This is a genomic window from Roseiflexus sp. RS-1 (genome assembly GCF_000016665.1).
Lineage (GTDB): Bacteria > Chloroflexota > Chloroflexia > Chloroflexales > Roseiflexaceae > Roseiflexus.
In genome coordinates, this window is sequence record NC_009523.1 from 1,311,264 (window position 1) to 1,331,845 (window position 20,582).

Annotated in this window: 5 protein-coding genes; 4 read left to right on the forward strand and 1 reads right to left on the reverse strand. The window is 62.1% G+C overall.

Going from position 1 to position 20,582, the window contains the following annotated elements:
• Nucleotides 1-271 precede the first annotated feature (271 nt).
• Nucleotides 272-15,772, forward strand: coding sequence for an SdrD B-like domain-containing protein (locus ROSERS_RS05495; RefSeq protein WP_011955830.1), 15,501 nt, complete (start codon nt 272-274; stop codon nt 15,770-15,772).
• 109 nt (nt 15,773-15,881) lie between these two features.
• On the opposite strand, the gene ROSERS_RS05500 is transcribed toward ROSERS_RS05495, so the two are convergent.
• Entirely contained in the window at nt 15,882-16,661 is a 780-nt protein-coding gene (locus tag ROSERS_RS05500; RefSeq protein WP_011955831.1) for a Uma2 family endonuclease, read from the reverse strand.
• Nucleotides 16,662-17,074: 413 nt separating this feature from the next.
• Between ROSERS_RS05500 and ROSERS_RS05505 the strand changes: the two genes are divergently transcribed.
• The 3 genes from ROSERS_RS05505 to ROSERS_RS05515 are packed head-to-tail and all read left to right on the forward strand — an operon-like array spanning nt 17,075 to nt 20,542.
• Complete coding sequence (locus ROSERS_RS05505) at nt 17,075-17,740, forward strand: TetR/AcrR family transcriptional regulator (RefSeq protein WP_041333098.1); 666 nt, start codon at nt 17,075-17,077, stop codon at nt 17,738-17,740.
• A gap of 43 nt (nt 17,741-17,783) precedes the next feature.
• Nucleotides 17,784-19,121 (forward strand): MFS transporter, encoded by a 1,338-nt coding sequence (locus ROSERS_RS05510; RefSeq protein ID WP_011955833.1) that lies wholly within the window; start codon nt 17,784-17,786, stop codon nt 19,119-19,121.
• Entirely contained in the window at nt 19,118-20,542 is a 1,425-nt protein-coding gene (locus ROSERS_RS05515; protein WP_011955834.1) for a pyridoxal phosphate-dependent decarboxylase family protein, read from the forward strand. Before ROSERS_RS05510 ends, ROSERS_RS05515 begins: the two co-directional genes overlap by 4 nt.
• Nucleotides 20,543-20,582: the final 40 nt, after the last annotated feature.

Below are 20,582 nucleotides of genomic sequence, written 5' to 3' on the forward strand. Positions count from 1 at the left end.
TCTCCCGCTTCAGCCATCAGAACGCCCAAACTCCCCCTTCTCCCCTCGTGGGAGAAGGGGGTCGGGGGGATGAGGGGCGCAAGACGAACAATAACAGCACTGCCTCCGCCCTTCATCGTACACGATCAAATCCGCTATCGTTTCGATCCTGTTCTGTTATGTTCTGGTTACAGGGACTTCATATACTTTGTGCAGAAAACATCAATGATCGGGCAACCGATTGTTACCCTTTGTACAACCCAAACATGTTCGTCCAACAAGGAGCCTGGCCATGCACCGCCGTTCACGCCTTGCGTCATTGTTTCTCGTGCTTGCAGTCACGGCCGCGAGCCTGGGTCTGCTCGCATCAAACGCTGTATTTGCCGGCGGCAATCCGCTGCCGGTCGCAACGGTGAACAATGCTACCGGTCTCATCGGCGAGACGGTGACCCTGACCGTCACCTTCGATAATGCCAGCACCGGCACGGGCGATCAGACCGGTTACGGTCCCTACATCGACCTGTTTCTCGATACCACCGGTCCTGATGGCGCTCCGTCCTTCGATGGACTGGTGACGACCGGTATGCGGGCGACGTATCTGGGGCAACCGCTGCCGGGAATGGAAGTGATCCCGATTACCGGACCGACGTATGTCCATCCGTTGACCGGACAGACGCTGTCGGTTCCCGGTTATGGAACGCGCTTCCAGAACGGCGATACGATTGTTGTGTTGACCCTGCTGTTCGGCAGTTTCACCAATACGCAGCCGCCGGCGCCGATCGATGTATCGCTTCGCATCAGCAATCTGGCAGACCTGGGAACGCCGCTGCCGGTGACGGCGGTTGCTGGCTTCCGCTACGGCGCCGACCCGCTTGACAACCCCGGCGCCGATCCGCCCATCCGCCAGACGACGCCGTCCGATGCTAATGTCACACCGACACTCTGGACGCTGACGAAGACCTACCTGGGACCTGAGGACGAAACTGCGACCGGGCGCAACTATCCGCGGCGCTACCGCCTCGATGTCGATATTGCCGAGGGCCAGCCCGTGACGAACCTTCAGATCACCGACGTGCTGGCGAACAGCATGCGTATCACCGGCAATACTGCCGCACAGATGAGCGCGATCCGCTACGATGCTCCAGGCATGCCCACCGAGGTCTTCACACCGGCGAACCTCTCCGGCACAGCCACGCCTGCCGCGCCCGGCGGTACGCTGATCTATTCGTTCGGCGACAAAACCGGCGTCCGGGGAATTGACGCCTCGTTCGAGTTCGAGTTCTACATCCCGCGCGATACCAGCGCTGCGACGCCAACCGTGCCGCAGGGAACCGACTCGACATTCGCCAACAATACTGGCAGTTCGTCGGCAACGTGGACGCCGATTGATACCCGCGACACATCCACGCCGATCACGATCACCCTGCCGCCCAATGCGCATACGCTCCAGCAGCATTCCCTGGCAACCCAGAAATCGGTGACACCCGTCGACCGCAACACGCTGAACCCTACCGGCGGTGCAATCATCCCCGGCTCGACGCTGCTGCGCTACGATATCGATTTCCAGGTGTCGGACTACTTCGCGGTGCAGAATGTCTACCTCGAAGATATTATCTCCGATGGGCAGCGCCTGTTTGTGCGCACATCAGGCATAACCTCGACCGTTCCGACGCTCCAGGTCGAGAATGCTTACGTGACCGGTGCATCCCCCACGCGCACCACTATCGCTGCTGCGCCCTTCAGCGGCACGGGGGTGATCACATACGAGCAACGCTTCACGACTCGCGGCACACCACTCTCCGATCCCACCAGCCCGCCGTCGGGTCCAGTGTTCACGATTCTGACGCCGGCGCCCTCGCTGAGCGGCACTACGTATGTGCGCTTCGATATTTCGCGTGAACTGATCGCCCGTGGCGTGAGCGGTCGTCTGGTCGGCGGCGACATTCCGAATGCCGGCGGTGCGCCCCAGAACAACAATCCGCCGCTCTTCGGTCCAACCAGAGGGCGCATTACGTTCTACACCGAAGTCAAGGACGAGTTCAGCGATGATTTCCCCTCCGGCGACCGCTCGGTCGACCAGCTGGATATTTTGAGGAATACGGTGCCGCAGATCCGTGGCGAGCAGATCAATACGACCACGATCAACAATGCCACGCCGACGGTTATCGGGCAGGCGACCGATGATACCGCCGCCAGCGTCGAACTGCCGATCGGCGACCGAAACAAGACGATCTACGCCCTCAACGGGCAGACGACCAATCTCGGCGATCCGGTGACCGTTCAGCCCGGCGATCTGGTGACCTACCGGTTGACATATCGCCTGCCGATCAGCAGTTTCGAGAATGTCCAGTTCATCGACTTCCCGCCGTTGCCGGTCTTCCCTGTGCCGGATCGACTCTTCTTCGACGCCTCCGCTGCGCCTGGCACGGTTCCCGGCGCGAACATGGTGAGCCGTGGACCTGGCGATACCTACCTGACGACGGTCAACCCGCCAACCACGGTGCGCGTCGCAACCACCGGCAATATGACCGGTTACAACCCTGCCGGCATTGGATCGTTCAGCGGAGCGCCCTCCATCATCGACGGCGTCACCCTGGCGAACGGTGACCGGGTGCTGGTGAAGGATCAGACCGATGCGCGACAGAATGGCGTCTATGTGGTTGTGAATGCTGCAAGCGGCGTCTGGAACCGCGCCGCCGACTTCGACACTGCGCGCGAAATCACGAACAGTCCACTCGTCGGCGTGACTGCCGGCGCCACCAATGCCGGTCAGCACTTCCGCCAGTCGAACCCCACGTTCAACACCTTCAACACCGATGCGATCACGTGGGCGCCGTTCATCACGACCGATGCCGCCGGGAACAGTTTCACCCTCAACTTTGGCTGGCATGACGACGTGGACGGCGGTCGACGGGAGTCGTTGATCGACCTGCTGGTGACCCTGCGCGTTGCTGATGCCGCATTTGCGAATGACCTCTTCCTGACCAACCAACTGCGCGTTAATGAGTTTTCGACCAACGCCGGTTCGCAGTACTTCGACGAGATCGTGATGTTCGAAGTTATTCGCCCGAACGTGACGATCAACAAGGGCATCGTCGGGTACAACGGTGTCGGTCTGACTCTCGGCGGGGTGACGTTCAATCCGCCTGACGGTTCCACCGCCTTCGGCGGGACACCGGTCTATACTGCAACCCAGGCGAGCGCCATCGGTTCGTCCGATGTGTCACTGCTCTCCGATGCCGGTGACCGGGTGCGGTATGCGATTGTGCTGCAAAACGAAGGGCGCGGTGACGCATACGATGTGACTGTCACCGATACTATTCCCGCCGACTACATCCGCCCGGCGACGCTGGCTGCCGCGAATTTCGCCGTGCGCCGCGGCGATGGAACCCTGCTCACCGGCGATGTCGTCAGCGGCACGGTGCGCGTGGCGACCACCGCACCACTGACCGGCGCAACGTATGCCACGTCGCCGAATAACGGTCAGTTCACCAATGCGCCGCGCATCATCGACGGGGTGACATTGAACGTGGGTGACCGCGTGCTGGTGAAAGACCAGAGTGTTGCTTCTCAGAATGGCATCTATGTCGTGACGAGCGTCTTTCCCGGCGTCAATCAGGCGACCCTCACCCGCGCCGACGACTTCGACGATGATGCCGAACTGACCGGCGGCTACCGGGTTGCGGTGCTCGGCGGACTGAGCAGCAACGCCAACCGCGCCTTCAGCACGCCTGGACCGATCACCCTCAATACCACACCGATCACCTGGACTGATGCCGGCGTCAGCGATTACTACGCCGTGTACAATCCGCTCACCGGCGTCTTCAGCGTGACGCTGGCGGACAATTACACGGCGGGCAACACCACCGCTCCAACCCGCGATGATCGCCCCGGCGGTCTCAGTCGCGGCGCGTCCGGTCCGGCGAGCAATGTCGTCGCAGTAACGAATGGCTCAAATACGGTTATTATCACCTATGACGTGACCCTTGGCGATAACGTCGAACCCAACCGGCAGATTATCAACACGGCGACCCTCACCCATGTCGCCACCAGCGACGGCGGGGTGGATGATCAGCCCGATCCGTTCGACACCGCGCAGGTCACCATCCGCCGCCCAACCATTGCCAAGACCCTGACCGCTACCGAAATCGAGGATTCGTTCAACAACCGCCAGCAGGCAGTCATCGGCGAACTGATCACGTACACACTGACGCTCACCGTACCCGAAGGGGTCATGTCGAACGCCACCCTCACCGACACCCTCGACGCGGGGCTGGCGTTCGTCGATGTGACGGGAGTCAGCGCGTCGCCGGCCCTCGCATTCACCGGCGGCGGGCTGCCGACGGTCGGCGCAACCCCGGCGAACACGACGATCGGCGCAGGCGGACAGACCATCACCTTCAATTTCGGCGCGATCACCAACAGCAATCGCGACAACACCGTCGAAGAAACGATTGTCATCACCTACCGCGCCATCGTGCTGAACACGTCCGCCAACCAGAGCGGCGCGCAGCGCAACAACCGCGTCGAGTTCTCGTGGGTTGTTTCCGGTCAGGGTTCATATGCGCTGACGCCGGTCGAAGCCGCCAATGTCACGATCATCGAGCCGACCCTTGGCGTCGCCAAGACCCTCCCGCCCGGCGTGTACGATGCCGGTGACCTGATCGACTACACGATCACCTTCAGCCATACTGCTGGCAGCCAGGGAACCGCATACGACGCGGTGCTCACCGATGCGTTGCCGATCGATCCGTTCGGCAGCGGCTCGTTGATCCTCACCCCGACAATCCTGAGCGTCACCGATAGCGCCGGTACGTTGACTACTGCCGACTTCACGCTGACCGGCAGCAATGCGACATCCTGGACGCTCAGCAACCCGACGCCGGTTGACGTTGCGCCCGGTCGCGTTGTGACGATCACCGTGCGCGGCACGCTCTCCAACGCGGCGATGCCCGGCGCGGCAATCACGAATACCGCCTTCCTGCGCTGGACATCGCTCGACGGGACTCCAGGGCAGCGTTCGACGCACAACGCTGCTTCGACCGAGCGCACCGGCGATGATGGACCCGGCGGCGCGTTGAACGATTATGCCGCCACCGGCTCGGTTGCCTTCATCGTGCCGACGGTGACGCCGGGCAAGGCGCTGATCGCCACCTCTGAAGCGCACACCTCCGGCAGCAACGTTGCCATCGGTGAAATTGTGCGCTTCCGCATTGCCATTGGCGGACCGGAAGCCTCGGTCTATGCCTTCTCGCTGGTTGATCGACTCCCGCCAGGTTTGACCTTCCTCAACGATGGCTCGGCGCGGTTCGTCTTCATCGCCGATAACAACATCACGACCGCAGGCGTCTACGATGTTGCACCGGTATCGTGCCCGGCAATCAGCCCGGCTGGGGTAACGACGCTGGCGGATGTGCTGAATCCAGCAACCCTTCTCTCATCGAGCATTAACTGCACCTTTGGAGACAGCAACATTTCCAGCAACGAAACGGTCAATCAGGATGTCTACGCCAGCGGAACGGACGTGTTCTTCCGCTTCGGTAATCTGTCGAACAACGACAATGATCCGGGTGAAGAGTTTATCGTTGTTGAGTTCAACGCAATCGTCGATAATGACACGTTTGACCCGAACGATGCCGGCAATGTGCGTTCCAACACCGTCGTTGCGCGCATGAATCCGCCCGGCTTCGGCGCATTCGAGACCGCTCCGTCGCCAGAGGTGACGGTGACGGTGGTTGAACCGAACATTCCCTTCAACGTCGCGACAAATAACAAAATTGCGACGCCGACATCGGGCGATGCGTTCGATGTGATCACCTACACGGTCACCTACACGAACGCGACTGGCGTGACAGTGACCGACGCCTTCGATGTGCGTCTCCTCGATGTCCTGCCCACAGATATGACCCTGATCACCGGGAGTGTCGCAGTCACATCTTCCTGCGCCACCGGCATCACCAACAGCAGCGCCGGGAACACGGTCGATGTCACCGTCGGGAGCGTGCCGCCGGGGTGCAGTGTGACCGTCACCTACCAGGCGACGCTGAATGTGTCGGTCATTCCGGGGCAGACGATCACCAACACTGCAACGCTGACCTACACCAGTTTGCCGGGGAGCAGCGGCACCGGCGGCTTCTTCGGCTCAACGGCGGGTTCCGGCGGCAGCGCCACCGGCGAGCGCAACGGTTCTGGCGGGATCAACGACTATGCCGGCAGCGACACGGCGACGGTCACCATCGTTGCACCGACGCTGGCGAAGCGGATCGTCGCCACGTCCGAAGCGCACACTGCCGACCCGCTGGTGCTGGCGGATTTCACGAACACTGGGTTTGACGGCTTGACAGGTTCCTGGAATACAAACGTCTTCACATACCCGACCTTTGTGCGCATCTCAGGAAGTGCAACCGAAAGTGGCGGGGGGTACATCACCTTCGCTTCGCCGGTTGACCTCTCCAATCACACGGCGCTGGCGCTTTCGGCACGCCTGGTCGCCGGGAACGGCGCCGACAACATCGATGTGCATCTCCAGGACGCCGACGGCACCAACTGGCGCTGGCGCTTCCCTGCGAGCAGTTTCAACTTCTCGACATTCACGCTCGTGCCACAGAGCCTGATCGGACCCAACAGCACAACCATCGCCGCCGGTACAACACCGGGTCTCAACCTGCGCAACATCACCCGGCTCGAAATCCGCGGCGACAATGGCACGGCTCAGTTCGCCATCGACATCGATGCGGTCATCGCGTTCGGCAATGCGGCCGTGCCGGGCGAGATTGTGCGTTACCGGCTGATCGCCACCATTCCCGAAGGCACATCGCCGAACCTGCAACTGCACGACCGCATTCCCTTCGGCATGCGCTTCATCAACGACGATACCGTGCGCGTGGCGTTTGTCAGCAATAGCGGCGTCATCACTTCGACAAGCGCTGGTGCGCAGGTTCCCGCGCTCAGCGGCGCAGGATTGAATATCACCGGCAACCAGGATAGCGTCATCGGGTTGAGCCTGGCAGTCGGAAGCGGCAACGGGCTGGCAATCGGCGAAGGAACGGCATTTGACGGCAATGTTTCCAACACCAGCACCGTTACTACTGACACCGACACGTTCAACGACGGGAGTGATGTGTACTTCCGCCTGGGGAACGTCGTGAACAACGATAACGACGATGATCTGGAGTTTGTGGTTGTCGAGTTCAATGCTCAGGTGCTCAATACATTCAGCGATGGTAACCAGAGCGGCAGGCAACTGAACAACGATTTCCGCTACCTCCGCAGCGGCATCCAGGTTGGCACGACGTCTGTGACCAACGATGTCAATCGCGTCACCGTCGTCGAGCCGCAGATCAACAATCTGAGCAAGACGATCAGCGGCGCGCCTCCGGCAGACGCTGGTGACGTGTTCACTTACACGCTGCGCTTCGCCAACGGCGTCGCATGGCCCTCCTCGCCGGCTGTGCCGGTGCGCGTTGCCACGACCGGCAACATCGCCGGGTTCAATCCGACTGGCGGCTTCGGCGGAACCGGTCAGTTCACCAATGCGCCCGCAACCGTCGATGGCGTGACGTTGAATGTCGGTGACCGCATCCTGGTGCGCAGCCAGGCGAACCCGGCGCAGAACGGCGTCTATACGCTGGTCTTCATCGACCCGTTCACCGGCGCGCGCACCTGGGATCGCGCTACCGACCTGGACAGCAACGCTGAACTGGCGATCGGCTACCGCGTGATCGTTCAGGAAGGCTCGCTGGCAGGCAGAACCTACTACCTGGATGAGCCGTTGCCGTCGTCGATCAACGCCGGACCGATCCTCTGGCGCGACGTCGATCCGGCGCTGACGGTCGCAGTCGCAACGACCGGCAATCTGGGCGGCGGAACGTTCGACGCGACCGGCGGAACGCTCGGACGCGGCACGCTCAGCACAACGGCAACCGTCATCGACGGAGTAACGGTCAACGCAACCAACTTCCCGGTCGGCACACGCATTCTCGTCAAAAACCAGACGACCCAAAGCCAGAACGGCATCTACCGCGTGACCGGTTTCAGCGGATCGACCATGAACCTCGAACGGGTGGCTGAATTCGACTCTCGCCCGGAAGCGATTGACGGCACGCAGGTGTACGTCACCGGCGGAACGATCAACGCCGGGCGCACGTTCGCGGTCTCAGGGGCGCCCTCTGGAACACCGATCACAACCTCACTGACATTCGTGCTGGTCGATCAGGTGACCGCCTTCGATGTGACTGTCTACGACCAGTTGCCGCCGACCCTTGAACTCCTCGGCGTGCAGATCGACGCGCCGACGGGGACGACGGCGACCAATGGTTCAACTCTGGGTGTCGGCGGGGTGATCAGTTACACGCTCGACCGGCTCGACTCAGTCCAGGACATTACCTCCGGCAGAACCGATGTGGTCGTCACGGCGACGGTGCGCGTGGTTGCGGGAACGGTCGCCGGCGCGCAGATCACCAATACGGCGCGGGTGCAGTACACCAGTCTCCCCGGCGAGCGCGGCACAATCGCCAACCCCACCGGATCGAGCGTCGCAGCCGGAACTGCCGGAACGCAGAACGGGGAGCGCACCGGCGGCGACGTGCCCAACCCGATCAACAACTCGTCGCCATCGATCAACACCATTCGGAACAACTACAGCGTTGGCGCAATCGCGCTGAACCGCCTGGCGCAACCGTCCTTCGACAAGCAGTTCCAGGGTGGTTCGATCTCCGATGACGACACCAGCGTGCCGGGCACGTCCGGCATCAGCGTCACCGTTGGCGAAGCGGTACTCTACGACCTGCTCGTCACCATGCCCGAAGGAACCACCAACAATCTGCGGGTGGTCGATGCCGTTCCCGATGGGATGCGCTTCGACACGTCGTTCAACGGCGTCGGCTATCAGATCGTTACTTCTGCTGGCGGTCTGCTCACCGACAACTTCAGCAATCCGGCGGCGGTTGCATCGCCGACCCTGACCGTCTCCGGCACAGGCACGCTCGGCGACGATGGTGTGGACGCGCTGTTCACGTTCGGGAATGTCACGGTTGATGATGACAACAACCCGAACAACAATGCCTTCATCATCCGCGTGCGCCTGATTGTGACGAACACAACGGCGAACCAGAGCGGCGCAACCCGCGCCAACGGCGGTGCGCTGCGCTACAACGATGGGTACAGCGGCGCGGATGTGACACTGCGCGATCCGACCGAGCCGCAGGTGACGGTTGTCGAGCCGACGCCATCGATCCTGAAGTCGGTCAGCGGCGCGGCAGCCGACGCCGGCGACCCGATCACTTACACGATCCGTCTGGAGAACAGCGCGCCGCGCAGCGAGATGACCGCCTACGATGTGGTGATCAGCGACACGATTGCGCCCGAACTGATCAACCCGACGATTGTCGCGGTCAGCGCAACAGGCGCGCCCGTGAGCGTCGCCGACTTCGAGATCGTAACTGTTGGACCGGATCGCATCCTGCGCACGACTGCGCCGATCACCCTGCCGCTCGGATCGACGGTGATCATCACCTTCACCGGCGACCTGACGAGCACAGTGACGACCGATCAGATCATTACCAACCGTGCGTCGATGTTCTGGAGCAGCACTCCCGGCGCCAACCCTGATGAGCGCAATGGGAGCGGTGTTCCCAACCCGCCGGAGTGCAGCAGTCTGCCCGGCAACTGCAACCTGGACAACACGCAACTCAACAATTACGGTCTCATCTCATCGGTGACAACCACCGCCATTGCGCCGGTGGTCGTCTCGAAGTCGGTGATCGAAGGGGTGGCGCCTTCGACGAGTGGCACGAATGTCACCATCGGTGAGATCGTCACCTACCGCCTGGCGGTCAGTCTGCCGGAAGGCGTCACGAGCGGGCTGGTCATCACCGATACGCTTCCAGCAGGCATGGCGTACCTGCCGGGCAGCGCCACGCTTGTGACCGGCACGCTTGCCACGGGTGACCCGGCGCTCAGCGGCGGGCATCCGGCGGGCGCTGGCACGCTCGCCTTCAACGGCGTCTTCAGCGATCCGACCGATCCGGCGGTCACGCCGATTGGCAGCCTGCAATTCCTCAACGGAACCGACGTGCGCTTCACGTTTGATCAGATCACGTTGCCGGGCGACAACGACACCCGCAACAATACGTTCTTCATCCGCTACCAGGCGGTCGTGCTCGATGTGCCCGGCAACACCGGCTTCACCGGCAGCCAGACAACACTGACGAACAGCGGGCAATTCGATGTGCCCTCGACGCCGCAACCGCCGGTCGACCTGTTGATCGATCCCAACGGCGCAACCGTCACCGTCGTCGAGCCGGAACTGGCGATTGCCAAGTCGGTCGCTCCGACCAGCGGCGATGCCGGCGACCCGGTGACCTACACGATCACCCTGAGCCATACGGCGCGCAGCCTGGCGGATGCCTTCGACGTGGCGATCACTGATGCGCTGCCAGCAACGATCGGCTCATCGCTCACGGCGCCGATCACGATTGCACAGGTGAATGCCACGCACTCGGTTGATGGTGATATTACCGGCAACTTTGGCGTCACGAGCAACACGCTGACGACCACGACACCGTTTACGCTGCCGCTCAACGCAACCGTCACGGTGACGATCACCGGCGTGTTGCGGCAAAGCGTACAGCCCGGCGAGACGATCACCAATACCGTCGCTCTGACCTCCACCAGTCTGCCCGGTCTGAACCAGGACCTCAGCCCGGACACGACCGGCGTCAGCGATGGAACCGACCGCGAGCGCAGCCGCAGCGCCAGCAGCAGCGTGACGCTTTCCACCGGGCAGGGCGCGTTCAGCAAGGAGCTCTTCGCCACCAGCGCACCACATACGAGCGGCGAGGACATCACCATCGGCGAGATCATCAGTTATACCCTGATCGTCGATCTGCCGGAAGGCACGATCCGCAACCTGGTGTTGACCGACGATCTGCCTGCGGGTCTCGACTATGAAGGGTTCACGGTCATCACCGACGCAGCGCAGAGCGGCGGACTGCTGACGCAGGACTTCGTCGGAACCGTTCCGTCGATCACCGTGACCGGCGGCGCGGGCAGCGGCGATGATGTCACCCTGACGTTCGATAGCGACGTTGTGGTGACGGGCGACAACAATGCGGCGAACAACCGCTTCCTGGTCGTAGTGCGCGTGCGGGCGCTCGACGAACCGGGGATGGTCGGGCTGATCCCGCCGGGGCAGACCACCCTGACGAACACCGCAGCGATGCGCTACACCGACGGCTCGAACATCACGCGAACGTTCACCGATACCGAAACGGTGCGCGTCGTCGAACCGCAGCTGACGATCACCAAGAATATCGTTCAGACTGTTGCAAATGCGGGTGATCCGATCACGATCACGCTGACGGTGACAAACACTGGCACATCGGATGCCTTCGATGTTGTCATTACCGACACGCTGCCACCCGATTTCGACGCTGCAACCACGACCTTCGGCGCAGCGGGAAGCGACTATCCGGCGACGTTCACCCCATCGCGCACCGGTAGCGAGGTGCGCTACGAGGGCGGACCGATCCCGGCTGGCGCGACGGTGACCTTCACCTTCCGCGTCAACCTGACCGGTACAGTGACGCCCGGCGCGACGATTGTCAACACGGCGCGCATGGCGCGTTCGACCAGTCTGCCAGGCGATGATCCGACGGAGCGGGTGCAGACGCCGGTCGACTCGTCCGACACCATGACCATCCGCAGCAACAGTCTGAGCGGCTTCGTGTATGTCGATGCCGACAACGACGGCATCTTCGACACGGGCGAAAGCGGCATCGGCGGCGTGACCATCACGCTGTCGGGAACCGATCATCTGGGCAACAGCGTGTTGCTGACGACCACGACTACGATCACTGGCTTCTACCGCTTTGACAACCTGCGTCCGGGAACCTACACGCTGGCGGAAACCCAGCCAGCCGGTTACCTGGATGGACGAGACACCATTGGCACACAGGGCGGCACGACCGGCAACGATGTGTTGAGCAACATTGTTCTGCCAGTTGACGCCTCGACCAACGGGGAGAACAACAACTTTGGCGAACTGCTGCCCGCGCGCATCGCCGGGTTCGGGTACGAGGACGACGACAACGATGGCGTGTTCGACACGGGCGAAAGCGGCATCTCCGGCGTCACCATCACCCTGAGCGGGACCGACGACCTGGGCAACAGCGTGCTGCTGACGACCACGACCACCGTGACCGGCTTCTACGCCTTCGACAACCTGCGTCCGGGAACCTACACGGTCAGCGAGACTCAGCCGACCGGCTATCTCGACGGGCGCGACACGGCAGGAACCCTCGGCGGCGACACCACGCTCAACGACCGGATCGCCAGCATCACCCTGCCTTCCGGCGTTGCCAGCCTGAACAACAACTTCGGCGAACTGCGTCCGGCGAGCCTGTCGGGACGGGTCTACCGCGACGACAACAACAATGGCAGCCTCGACGCGGGCGAGCCGGGCATCTCCGGCGTCACCATCACGCTGAGCGGGACCGACGACCTGGGCAACACGGTCACCCTGACGACGACGACCGATGCAAGCGGCGTCTACACCTTCACCAACCTGCGTCCGGGGACCTACACGGTCAGCGAGACCCAGCCGTCCGGCTATCTCGATGGCGCAGAGAGCGTCGGCAGCGCGGGCGGAAGCGTCATCACCAACGATGTCATCGGCAACGTCACCCTGAGCGCAGGCGTTGCAGCGACCGGCTACAACTTCGGCGAACTGCTGGCGGCGCGCATCGCCGGGTTCGTGTACGAGGACGACGACAACGATGGCGTGTTCGACACGGGCGAAAGCGGCATCTCCGGCGTCACCATCACCCTGAGCGGCACCGACGACCTGGGCAACGGCGTGCTGCTGACGACCACGACCACGATCACCGGCTTCTACGCCTTCGACAACCTGCGTCCGGGGACCTACACGGTCAGCGAGACCCAGCCGTCCGGCTATCTCGACGGACGCGACACGGCGGGAACCCTCGGCGGCGACACCACGCTCAACGACCGGATCGCCAGCATCACCCTGCCTTCCGGCGCTGCCAGCCTGAACAACAACTTCGGCGAACTGCGTCCGGCGAGCCTGTCGGGGCGGGTCTACCGCGACGACAACAATGACGGCATCCCTGATGCAGGCGAACCGGGCATTGGCGGGGTTACCATCACCCTGACCGGAACCGACGACCTGGGCAACAGCGTGCTGCTGACGACCACGACCAGCATCACCGGGTTCTACACCTTCGACACCCTGCGTCCGGGGACCTACACGGTCAGCGAGACGCAACCAATCGCGTACAATGACGGAATTGATCGCTCTGGGACGGCAGGCGGCGACCTGATTAACGATCAGGTCAGCAACATCGTGCTTGGCGCAGGGGTCGATGCCGTGAATTACGACTTCGGCGAACGGGGAACCTTCGTCAGCGGCATCGTCTGGATCGACACCGACCGCGACGGAACGCTCGACGGTGGTGAAAACGGACGACTCGGCGGCGTCACCGTCACGCTGTCGGGAACCGATCTCCTGGGCAACAGTGTGCTGCTGACGACCACAACGACGATCACCGGCTTCTACATCTTTGACAACCTGCCAGCTGGCACCTATGTCATTGAGCAGACGCAGCCAACCGGCTACGGCAGTTCGACCCCCAATACCCTGAGCGTGACTGTCCCGCTCACAGGGTTGACCGATCAGAACTTCGGTGAGACCGTGAGCACCCTGAGCGGCTACGTGTATGTGGACAGCAACAACAATGGTGTGTTCGATGCGGGTGAAAGCGGCATTGGCGGCGTGACGGTCACGCTGACCGGAACTGACGTCAACGGCGTATCCGTGACTCTTACGACGTTGACCCTGGCGGATGGCAGTTACCGCTTCGAGAACCTGTTGGCGGGAACCTACACCATTAGCGAGACGCAGCCGCTGATCTATAGCGATGGGCTGGAGAGCATCGGCACGATTGACGGAACACCCGTCGGCATGCTCGTCAGCAACGACGTGATCGGCAACATCACACTGTCAGCAGGAACCGACGGCATCAACTACAACTTTGGGGAACTGGCTGACGCAGGGTTGGGTGACCGCGTGTGGCTCGACCGCAACGGCGACGGCGCACAGGACCCTGGTGAGTCGGGGATTGGCGGCGTGCAGGTGTATCTCGACCTGAACAACGATGGTGTGCTTGATGCAGGCGAGCCGGTGACCACCACCAACGCGCTCGGTCAGTACTTCTTCGGCAATCTGCCGGGCGGAACGTACACCGTGCGCGTGGATACGACCACGCTGCCGGGAGGCGTCGGCCAGACCTACGACCTGGATGGCGCAACCGTAACGCCGCATGCGGCAACTGCATCGCTGGCGGCAGGCGCGACCCGCACCGACGTGGACTTCGGCTACCGTGGAACCGCCAGCATCGGCGACCGCGTGTGGCTCGACCGCAACGGCGATGGCGTGCAGGACGCCGGTGAGCCAGGTCTGAGCGGCGTTATCGTCTACCTGGACCTGAATGGCAACGGCGTGCGTGATGCCGATGAGCCGTTTGACGCCACCGATGCGAGCGGCAACTATCTGATCGGCGGGCTGCTCGCCGGAACGTACACCGTGCGGGTGGACGCTTCAACCCTCCCCGACGGGGTCAGCGCCACCTACGATCTGGACGGCGTCGGGACGCCTGGCGTTGTTACCGGCGTGACGCTCAGTAGCGGTCAGGCGCGCACCGACGTCGACTTCGGCTACCGTGGAACCGCCAGCATCGGCGACCGCGTGTGGAACGACGCCAACGCCAACGGCATCCAGGACGCCGGAGAAACGGGAGTCAGCGGCATTGTTGTCGCACTCTACGACTCGACCGGCACGCTGCTGATCACCACGACGACCGACCTGAACGGCAATTATCTGTTCGATAACCTGCCCGCCGGGACGTACACCGTGGGGGTTGGCGCGACGCCGGGGCGCAGCATCAGCCCGCGTGGAGCAGGAAGCGATTCGGCGCTCGACTCCGACATTGATCGGGCGACCCGGCGCAGTAACCCGATCACACTTGCCATCGGCGAGGATCGCCGCGACATCGACATCGGTCTGTATCAACTGGCATCGGTTGGAAGCCTGGTCTGGCTCGACCGCGACCTGGACGGCATCCGCGAGGCGGATGAACCGGGGATCGGTGGCATCGAGGTACGCTTGCTACGCAGCGATGGAACGGTCGTCGCCACACAGATGACCGATGCAAATGGCTACTTCATGTTCACCGATGTCGAACCGGGCGAGTACCGGATCGCGTTCAGCGTCCCATCCGGCTACTACGTCAGCCCCTTCCGGCAGGGGAACGACCGCAGCACCGACAGTGACGCGGACCCGGCAACCGGTCTGACGCCGATCTTCACCCTGACGCCAGGGCAGATCGACCCGACCTGGTTCATGGGGCTGTCGCCAATCTCACCGACCGCCATCCAGTTGACGCGCTTCAGCGCCGAACGCGGCGCACAGGGCGTCGTCGTGCGCTGGGAGACGGCTGCGGAGTACGGAACGCGCGGCTTCTACCTGGAACGCAGCGCAACCGGCAGCCGCAGTGATGCCGTGCGGATCACCGATCGCCTGATCCCGGCGAGGGGCAGCGTCAGCAGCGGTGCGGCATACGAGTGGAACGACACGACAGCCGCGCCGGGAACACGCTACACCTACTGGTTGATCGAAGAGACCGTCGATGGCTCGACGCACATCTACGGACCGGCGACTCTCGCATCAACGACGGGCGGCGGGTATACTGTGATGCTGCCGCTCATCGTGCGGTAGGGAAACCTTCAGAAACAACAGGAGAGCACAGGAGTTCGTCCTGTGCTCTCTTGCTCTCTGGAGGGGATCTATCTGCCTGCTGACGGGTTTTCTCCTGAAACAGAGCGCGCTACGACGTTTCGGACTCAGGATCGATGCCGAGCGCCCGCAGCCGCGCCGCCAGACGCTCCGCCCGCTGCCGCGCTTCTTCCGCCTGCGCCTGCGCTGCTACTCGCGCTGCCGCTTCCGCTTCGGCGCGCTGTCGCGCTTCTTCCGCCCGCTGTCGCTCCGCCTCCGCCCGCTGCCGCTCCGCCTCGGCGCGCTGCCGCTCCTGCTCCAGTTGTGCTTGCAGTTCCACAAAACTCATAAACGGGCGCCCGTCCGGCAGATACAGCCGCACGTCGCCCCCTTCGCGCCGGAACCGCACCCCCAGGCGCGGGCTGACCCACCCGTCGATCTCCTCGATGACCCGCAACCGCCCTGCCGCCTGGCGCCATCCCGTCATCTCGCCCCGCTCCGGGTCGTACACATAGTACTCTTCCACCCCATACGTGTCGTAGAACTCGAACTTCGCCGCAATCTCGGTCAGCGTGTTCCCCGGCGACAGCACCTCGAACACCACCTGCGGCGCAATCCCCCCCTCTTCCCACTGCCGGTACGAGCCGCGGTCGCCCTTCGGTCGCCCGAACGCCACCAGCACGTCCGGCGCGCGCCGGATGTCGGGACGCCCCTCCACCGGATACCACAGCAGGTCGCCCGCCACAAACACATCATCGCGGTCGCGGAACAGCGCGTCGAGGTTGCCCTGGATGGTCACGATTGCACGAAACTGTTGCGTGTTATCCGCCATCGGCATCCCGTCGCTGTCGGGGTAGACAATCGGTGCCGTCTCTACCGTCGTGCTGCTCATTGCCCACCTCACTATGTAAAGATATCTATACGTATGATACCACGCGGCATGGTTTGATGCGACCTGGACGAAGAGTACGCTCTAAACCAGAAAGCCCCGGTATAGACCGGAGCTCCCTGGCGAAGGAGGGAAGAAAGGGTTGCTTGAAGTATAGAATATCCGGCGTCGTTTTGCTATCTCCCCTTTAGTCCTGTTCCGGCATAGCACTTTTGGCGGCGCCTGAGCAGACCACGAGCAGTCGCCTGATCCACTTTGATTAACTGATCCTTGACAATTCCGCGCATGTCTCATATACTCTGCTTACTCCATCAAACGATTGATTGAATACTGCGACGAACACTCCCTGTTCTCCGCCTTTTCCTGCACAGCGCCAGGAATCCGGCAGGGAAATGTCGCCGCACAGATCCTGCCCTATGGTGTCAACGCCTGACAACACCGGCGGAACCGCTGATCGCATTGTGGCTATTGCCGCGACGCTCTTCGCAGAGCACGGCTACCACGGTCTTTCGATGCGCGCGCTGGCAGCGGCTGTCGGGTTGAATGTTGCGACGATCCATTACCACATCAGCAGCAAGCAAGAACTCTACCGGATGGTATTCCGGCGATTGGCGGAACGCGAGCATGCCGTGATCGCAGCCCACACCCGGCATGTCTCGGACGATGATATTGCCCATCCCGCTACGTTTCTCCGGCGGTTGTACGACCTGGTCGATGCGCTGGTCGATCTGACCATCGAACAGCCGGAAACGCCGCGTCTCTGGCTGCGTCGCTGGCTGGAACAGGACGAGTCGCCGGCTGCAATCGAGGCGGAAGTGTCGCTGCCGCTGTACGATATGGCGCTCGATCTGCTGGAACGGGCGCAGGCAGCAGGAACGATCCGATCATCAGGCGTCGATCTGCGCATGATGCTGACCGGTTTCATCTGGATACTCTACGGCTACTTCGCTGGCAGTCCGCTCGACGCAAGCGGCGCTCGCGTCGATCCCTTGCATCCCGAACAGATAGCGGCATTCAAACGGTTCCTGCACGCCTATACCGCGCGTATGCTCGGCTTGCCGGAGGAGCATGGCGAGCCATGATCACCAGCCGATCGCTGACCGGACAGTTCAAGGAGGAACAGGGATGGGAAGATTGTTCCGCTACATCACGTATTCGATGGGAAACTTCGCCAACACCATCGCCTATCAGGTCTTCGGGAACCGCATTCAGTTCTACTATGTCGATGTTTTGGGATTGAACGCTGCTGCGGCAGGGGTCATCTGGACGATCTATGGGCTGTGGAATGCCATCAACGATCCACTGATGGGGCAACTCTCCGACCGTACCCGCACATCGATGGGACGGCGCGTACCGTATGTGCTCTTCGGCGCCGTCCCTCTCGGACTCTCCTTCTTTTTCCTGTGGACGCCGCCCGGTCAGTCGCCGTGGATGCTTGCGGCGTATTTCCTGGTTATTCTCTTCATCTTCGATACCCTCTATAGCCTGACGATCATCGCCTACAACGCCCTCTTTCCAGAGGTGGCACCGCACCTGCGCGCGCGCATCGACCTTTCCGCCGTGCGCGAGGTGCTGGCAACCATTGCGCTTCTGCTCGCCTTCATTCTCGCGCCGATCCTCGCCGAGGGGGTCGGCTATATCTGGATGGGCGCCATTATGGGAATACTGGTGGCGGCAGGATACCTGATCTCGATGGTCGGCGTTCGTGAAGATCTCTCGAAGATCAAGGACGACCACGTTGGATTGATCGCATCGCTGCGCATTGCGCTCTCCAGCATTCCCTTCCGCTGGTTCATCGGCGCCAACATCGCCAAAGAATATATCTGGCTCGTGCTGGCAGCCATGCTTCCTTTCTGGCGCAAATATGCTCTTGGCATCCAGGGGCAGATCGAGGTCTTCGGTATCAATCTGAGCGGCGGCGATGCCGAAGCCATCCTGCTCGGCGTCCCGATCTTACTGACCATCCCGGCGCTGCTCGCCTGGCGACCGCTCGTAGCGCGGATCGGTCCGCGCCGGTCGTGGATTATCACCAGTTTTTGTTTCATCCCCGGTTTTCTTGCGATGATTCTCGCCACCGACTTCACTACCGGACTGATCGGCACGCTGCTGGTTGTGCCAGGTCTGGCGGGTTCAATGATCATGCCGTTCCCGCTGATCTCCGAAGTTATCGATGACGACGCAGCGCGGCATGGGTACCGGCGCGAGGGCATCTTCTTCGGCATCAACGGCGGGATCACCAAACTGGCGTTTTCAGCCCAGGGCGTGCTCTTCGCTACCGTGCTCTCACTGTCGGGGTATGTTGCCGGCAGCGAGGTTCAACCGGAAAGCGCTGCATGGGGGGTGCGTTTCCTGATCGGTGTCACACCCATCATTGCTGCGCTGCTGATCGCTTTCTTCATGTGGAAATATCCGCTCGAACGCGCCGTCGGGCGCAACCTCGCCCTTGAAAGGAGTTCACCGTGACTATTCCGCCGATCAGCATGACGCCGGACGAAATCATGGCAACACTGCGCAGGTTCAAGGCGCACGACATGGACTGGCAGTCTGGTCGCGTCTTTGCGTATATCTATCAACCCCACGAAACAGCAGCGGCAGTGGTTAGAGACGCTTATATGCTCTATCTCGCCGAAAACTGTCTCGACCCGACGATATTCCCCAGCATCGCACAACTGGAGCGCGACGTGGTGCGCATGATCGCCGGTCTGCTCCAGGGCGATGAACAGGTTGCCGGCAATGTGACCGGCGGTGGCACGGAGAGTATTCTGCTGGCGGTTAAGGCTGCCCGCGATTGGGCGCGCGCTCACCGACCCCATATCGCGCAACCGGAAATGGTGCTGTCGCGGACGGCACACGCAGCATTTCACAAAGCGGCGCACTACTTCGGCGTCAAACCGGTGGTCGTCGCGTTCGATCCGGCGACATTCGAGGCGGATGTGGCAGCAATGCGCGCGGCAATCACCGATAACACAATCCTGCTCGTGGCGTCGGCGCCATGCTATTCGCAGGGCGTTATCGATCCCGTTCCCGCAATTGCGTCGCTGGCGCGGGAGTATGGACTCCTCTGCCACGTCGATGCGTGTGTTGGCGGCATCTATCTCTCCTTTTTGCGGAAACTCGGATATGCGGTTCCTCCCTTCGATTTCAGCATTCCCGGCGTCACATCCCTCTCTGTGGACATGCACAAATACGGATATTCCGCCAAGGGCGCTTCGCTTATCCTCTACCGCGACCGCGCCCTGCGGCGGTATCAGATGTTTGCTTCGACCGACACAACCGGCTATACCCTCATCAACCCGACGGTTCTCAGTTCGCGGTCGGCTGGACCGATTGCCGGTGCGTGGGCGATCCTGCACCACCTGGGTGAAGCGGGGTACCGGGAGATCGTAGCGACGGTGCAGGCGGCGACAGAGCGGTTGATCGCCGGCATCAACGCGATTGACGGGTTGTTTGTGCTGGGGCAGCCAGCCATGAGCATGTTTTCCTTCGCCTCGAACAACATCAATGTGTTTCATCTGGCTGATGCGTTGCGTCGGCGCGGGTGGTATCTTCAGCCGCAGTTTTCGACGCCGCTTTCGCCGCGCAATCTGCACGTCTCCGTCACGTATGGCGTTGCACACAACGTCGAGGCGCTGCTCGCCGATCTCGCCGCCTGCGTGGAAGAGGTGCGCCAGGCGCCGCCAACCGATCCGACGCTCATCCAGACACTTGTTTCTGCAATTGCGCGCGATCCATCTCCAGCAACGATCATGGAACTGATGGCGGCAATCGGTTTGCGACCGGGCGCCTTGCCGCAGGAGATGGCGCTGATCAACGATGTCCTCGATGCGTTGCCGGATGCCGTAGCAAATGAGATTGTGATCGACTTTTTCAACAATCTGTACTGAAGATATCGTTTCGGTTCAGTTGAGACCGAAGGGGAAGACC

What these genes read in the sequence shown, in the direction of transcription:
- ROSERS_RS05495 (WP_011955830.1), top strand. Translation starts at nt 272, where the DNA reads ATGCACCGCCGTTCACGCCTTGCGTCATTGTTTCTCGTGCTTGCAGTC.
- ROSERS_RS05505 (WP_041333098.1), top strand. Translation starts at nt 17,075, where the DNA reads ATGGTGTCAACGCCTGACAACACCGGCGGAACCGCTGATCGCATTGTG.
- ROSERS_RS05510 (WP_011955833.1), top strand. Translation starts at nt 17,784, where the DNA reads ATGGGAAGATTGTTCCGCTACATCACGTATTCGATGGGAAACTTCGCC.
- ROSERS_RS05500 (WP_011955831.1), bottom strand. Translation starts at nt 16,661, where the DNA reads ATGAGCAGCACGACGGTAGAGACGGCACCGATTGTCTACCCCGACAGC.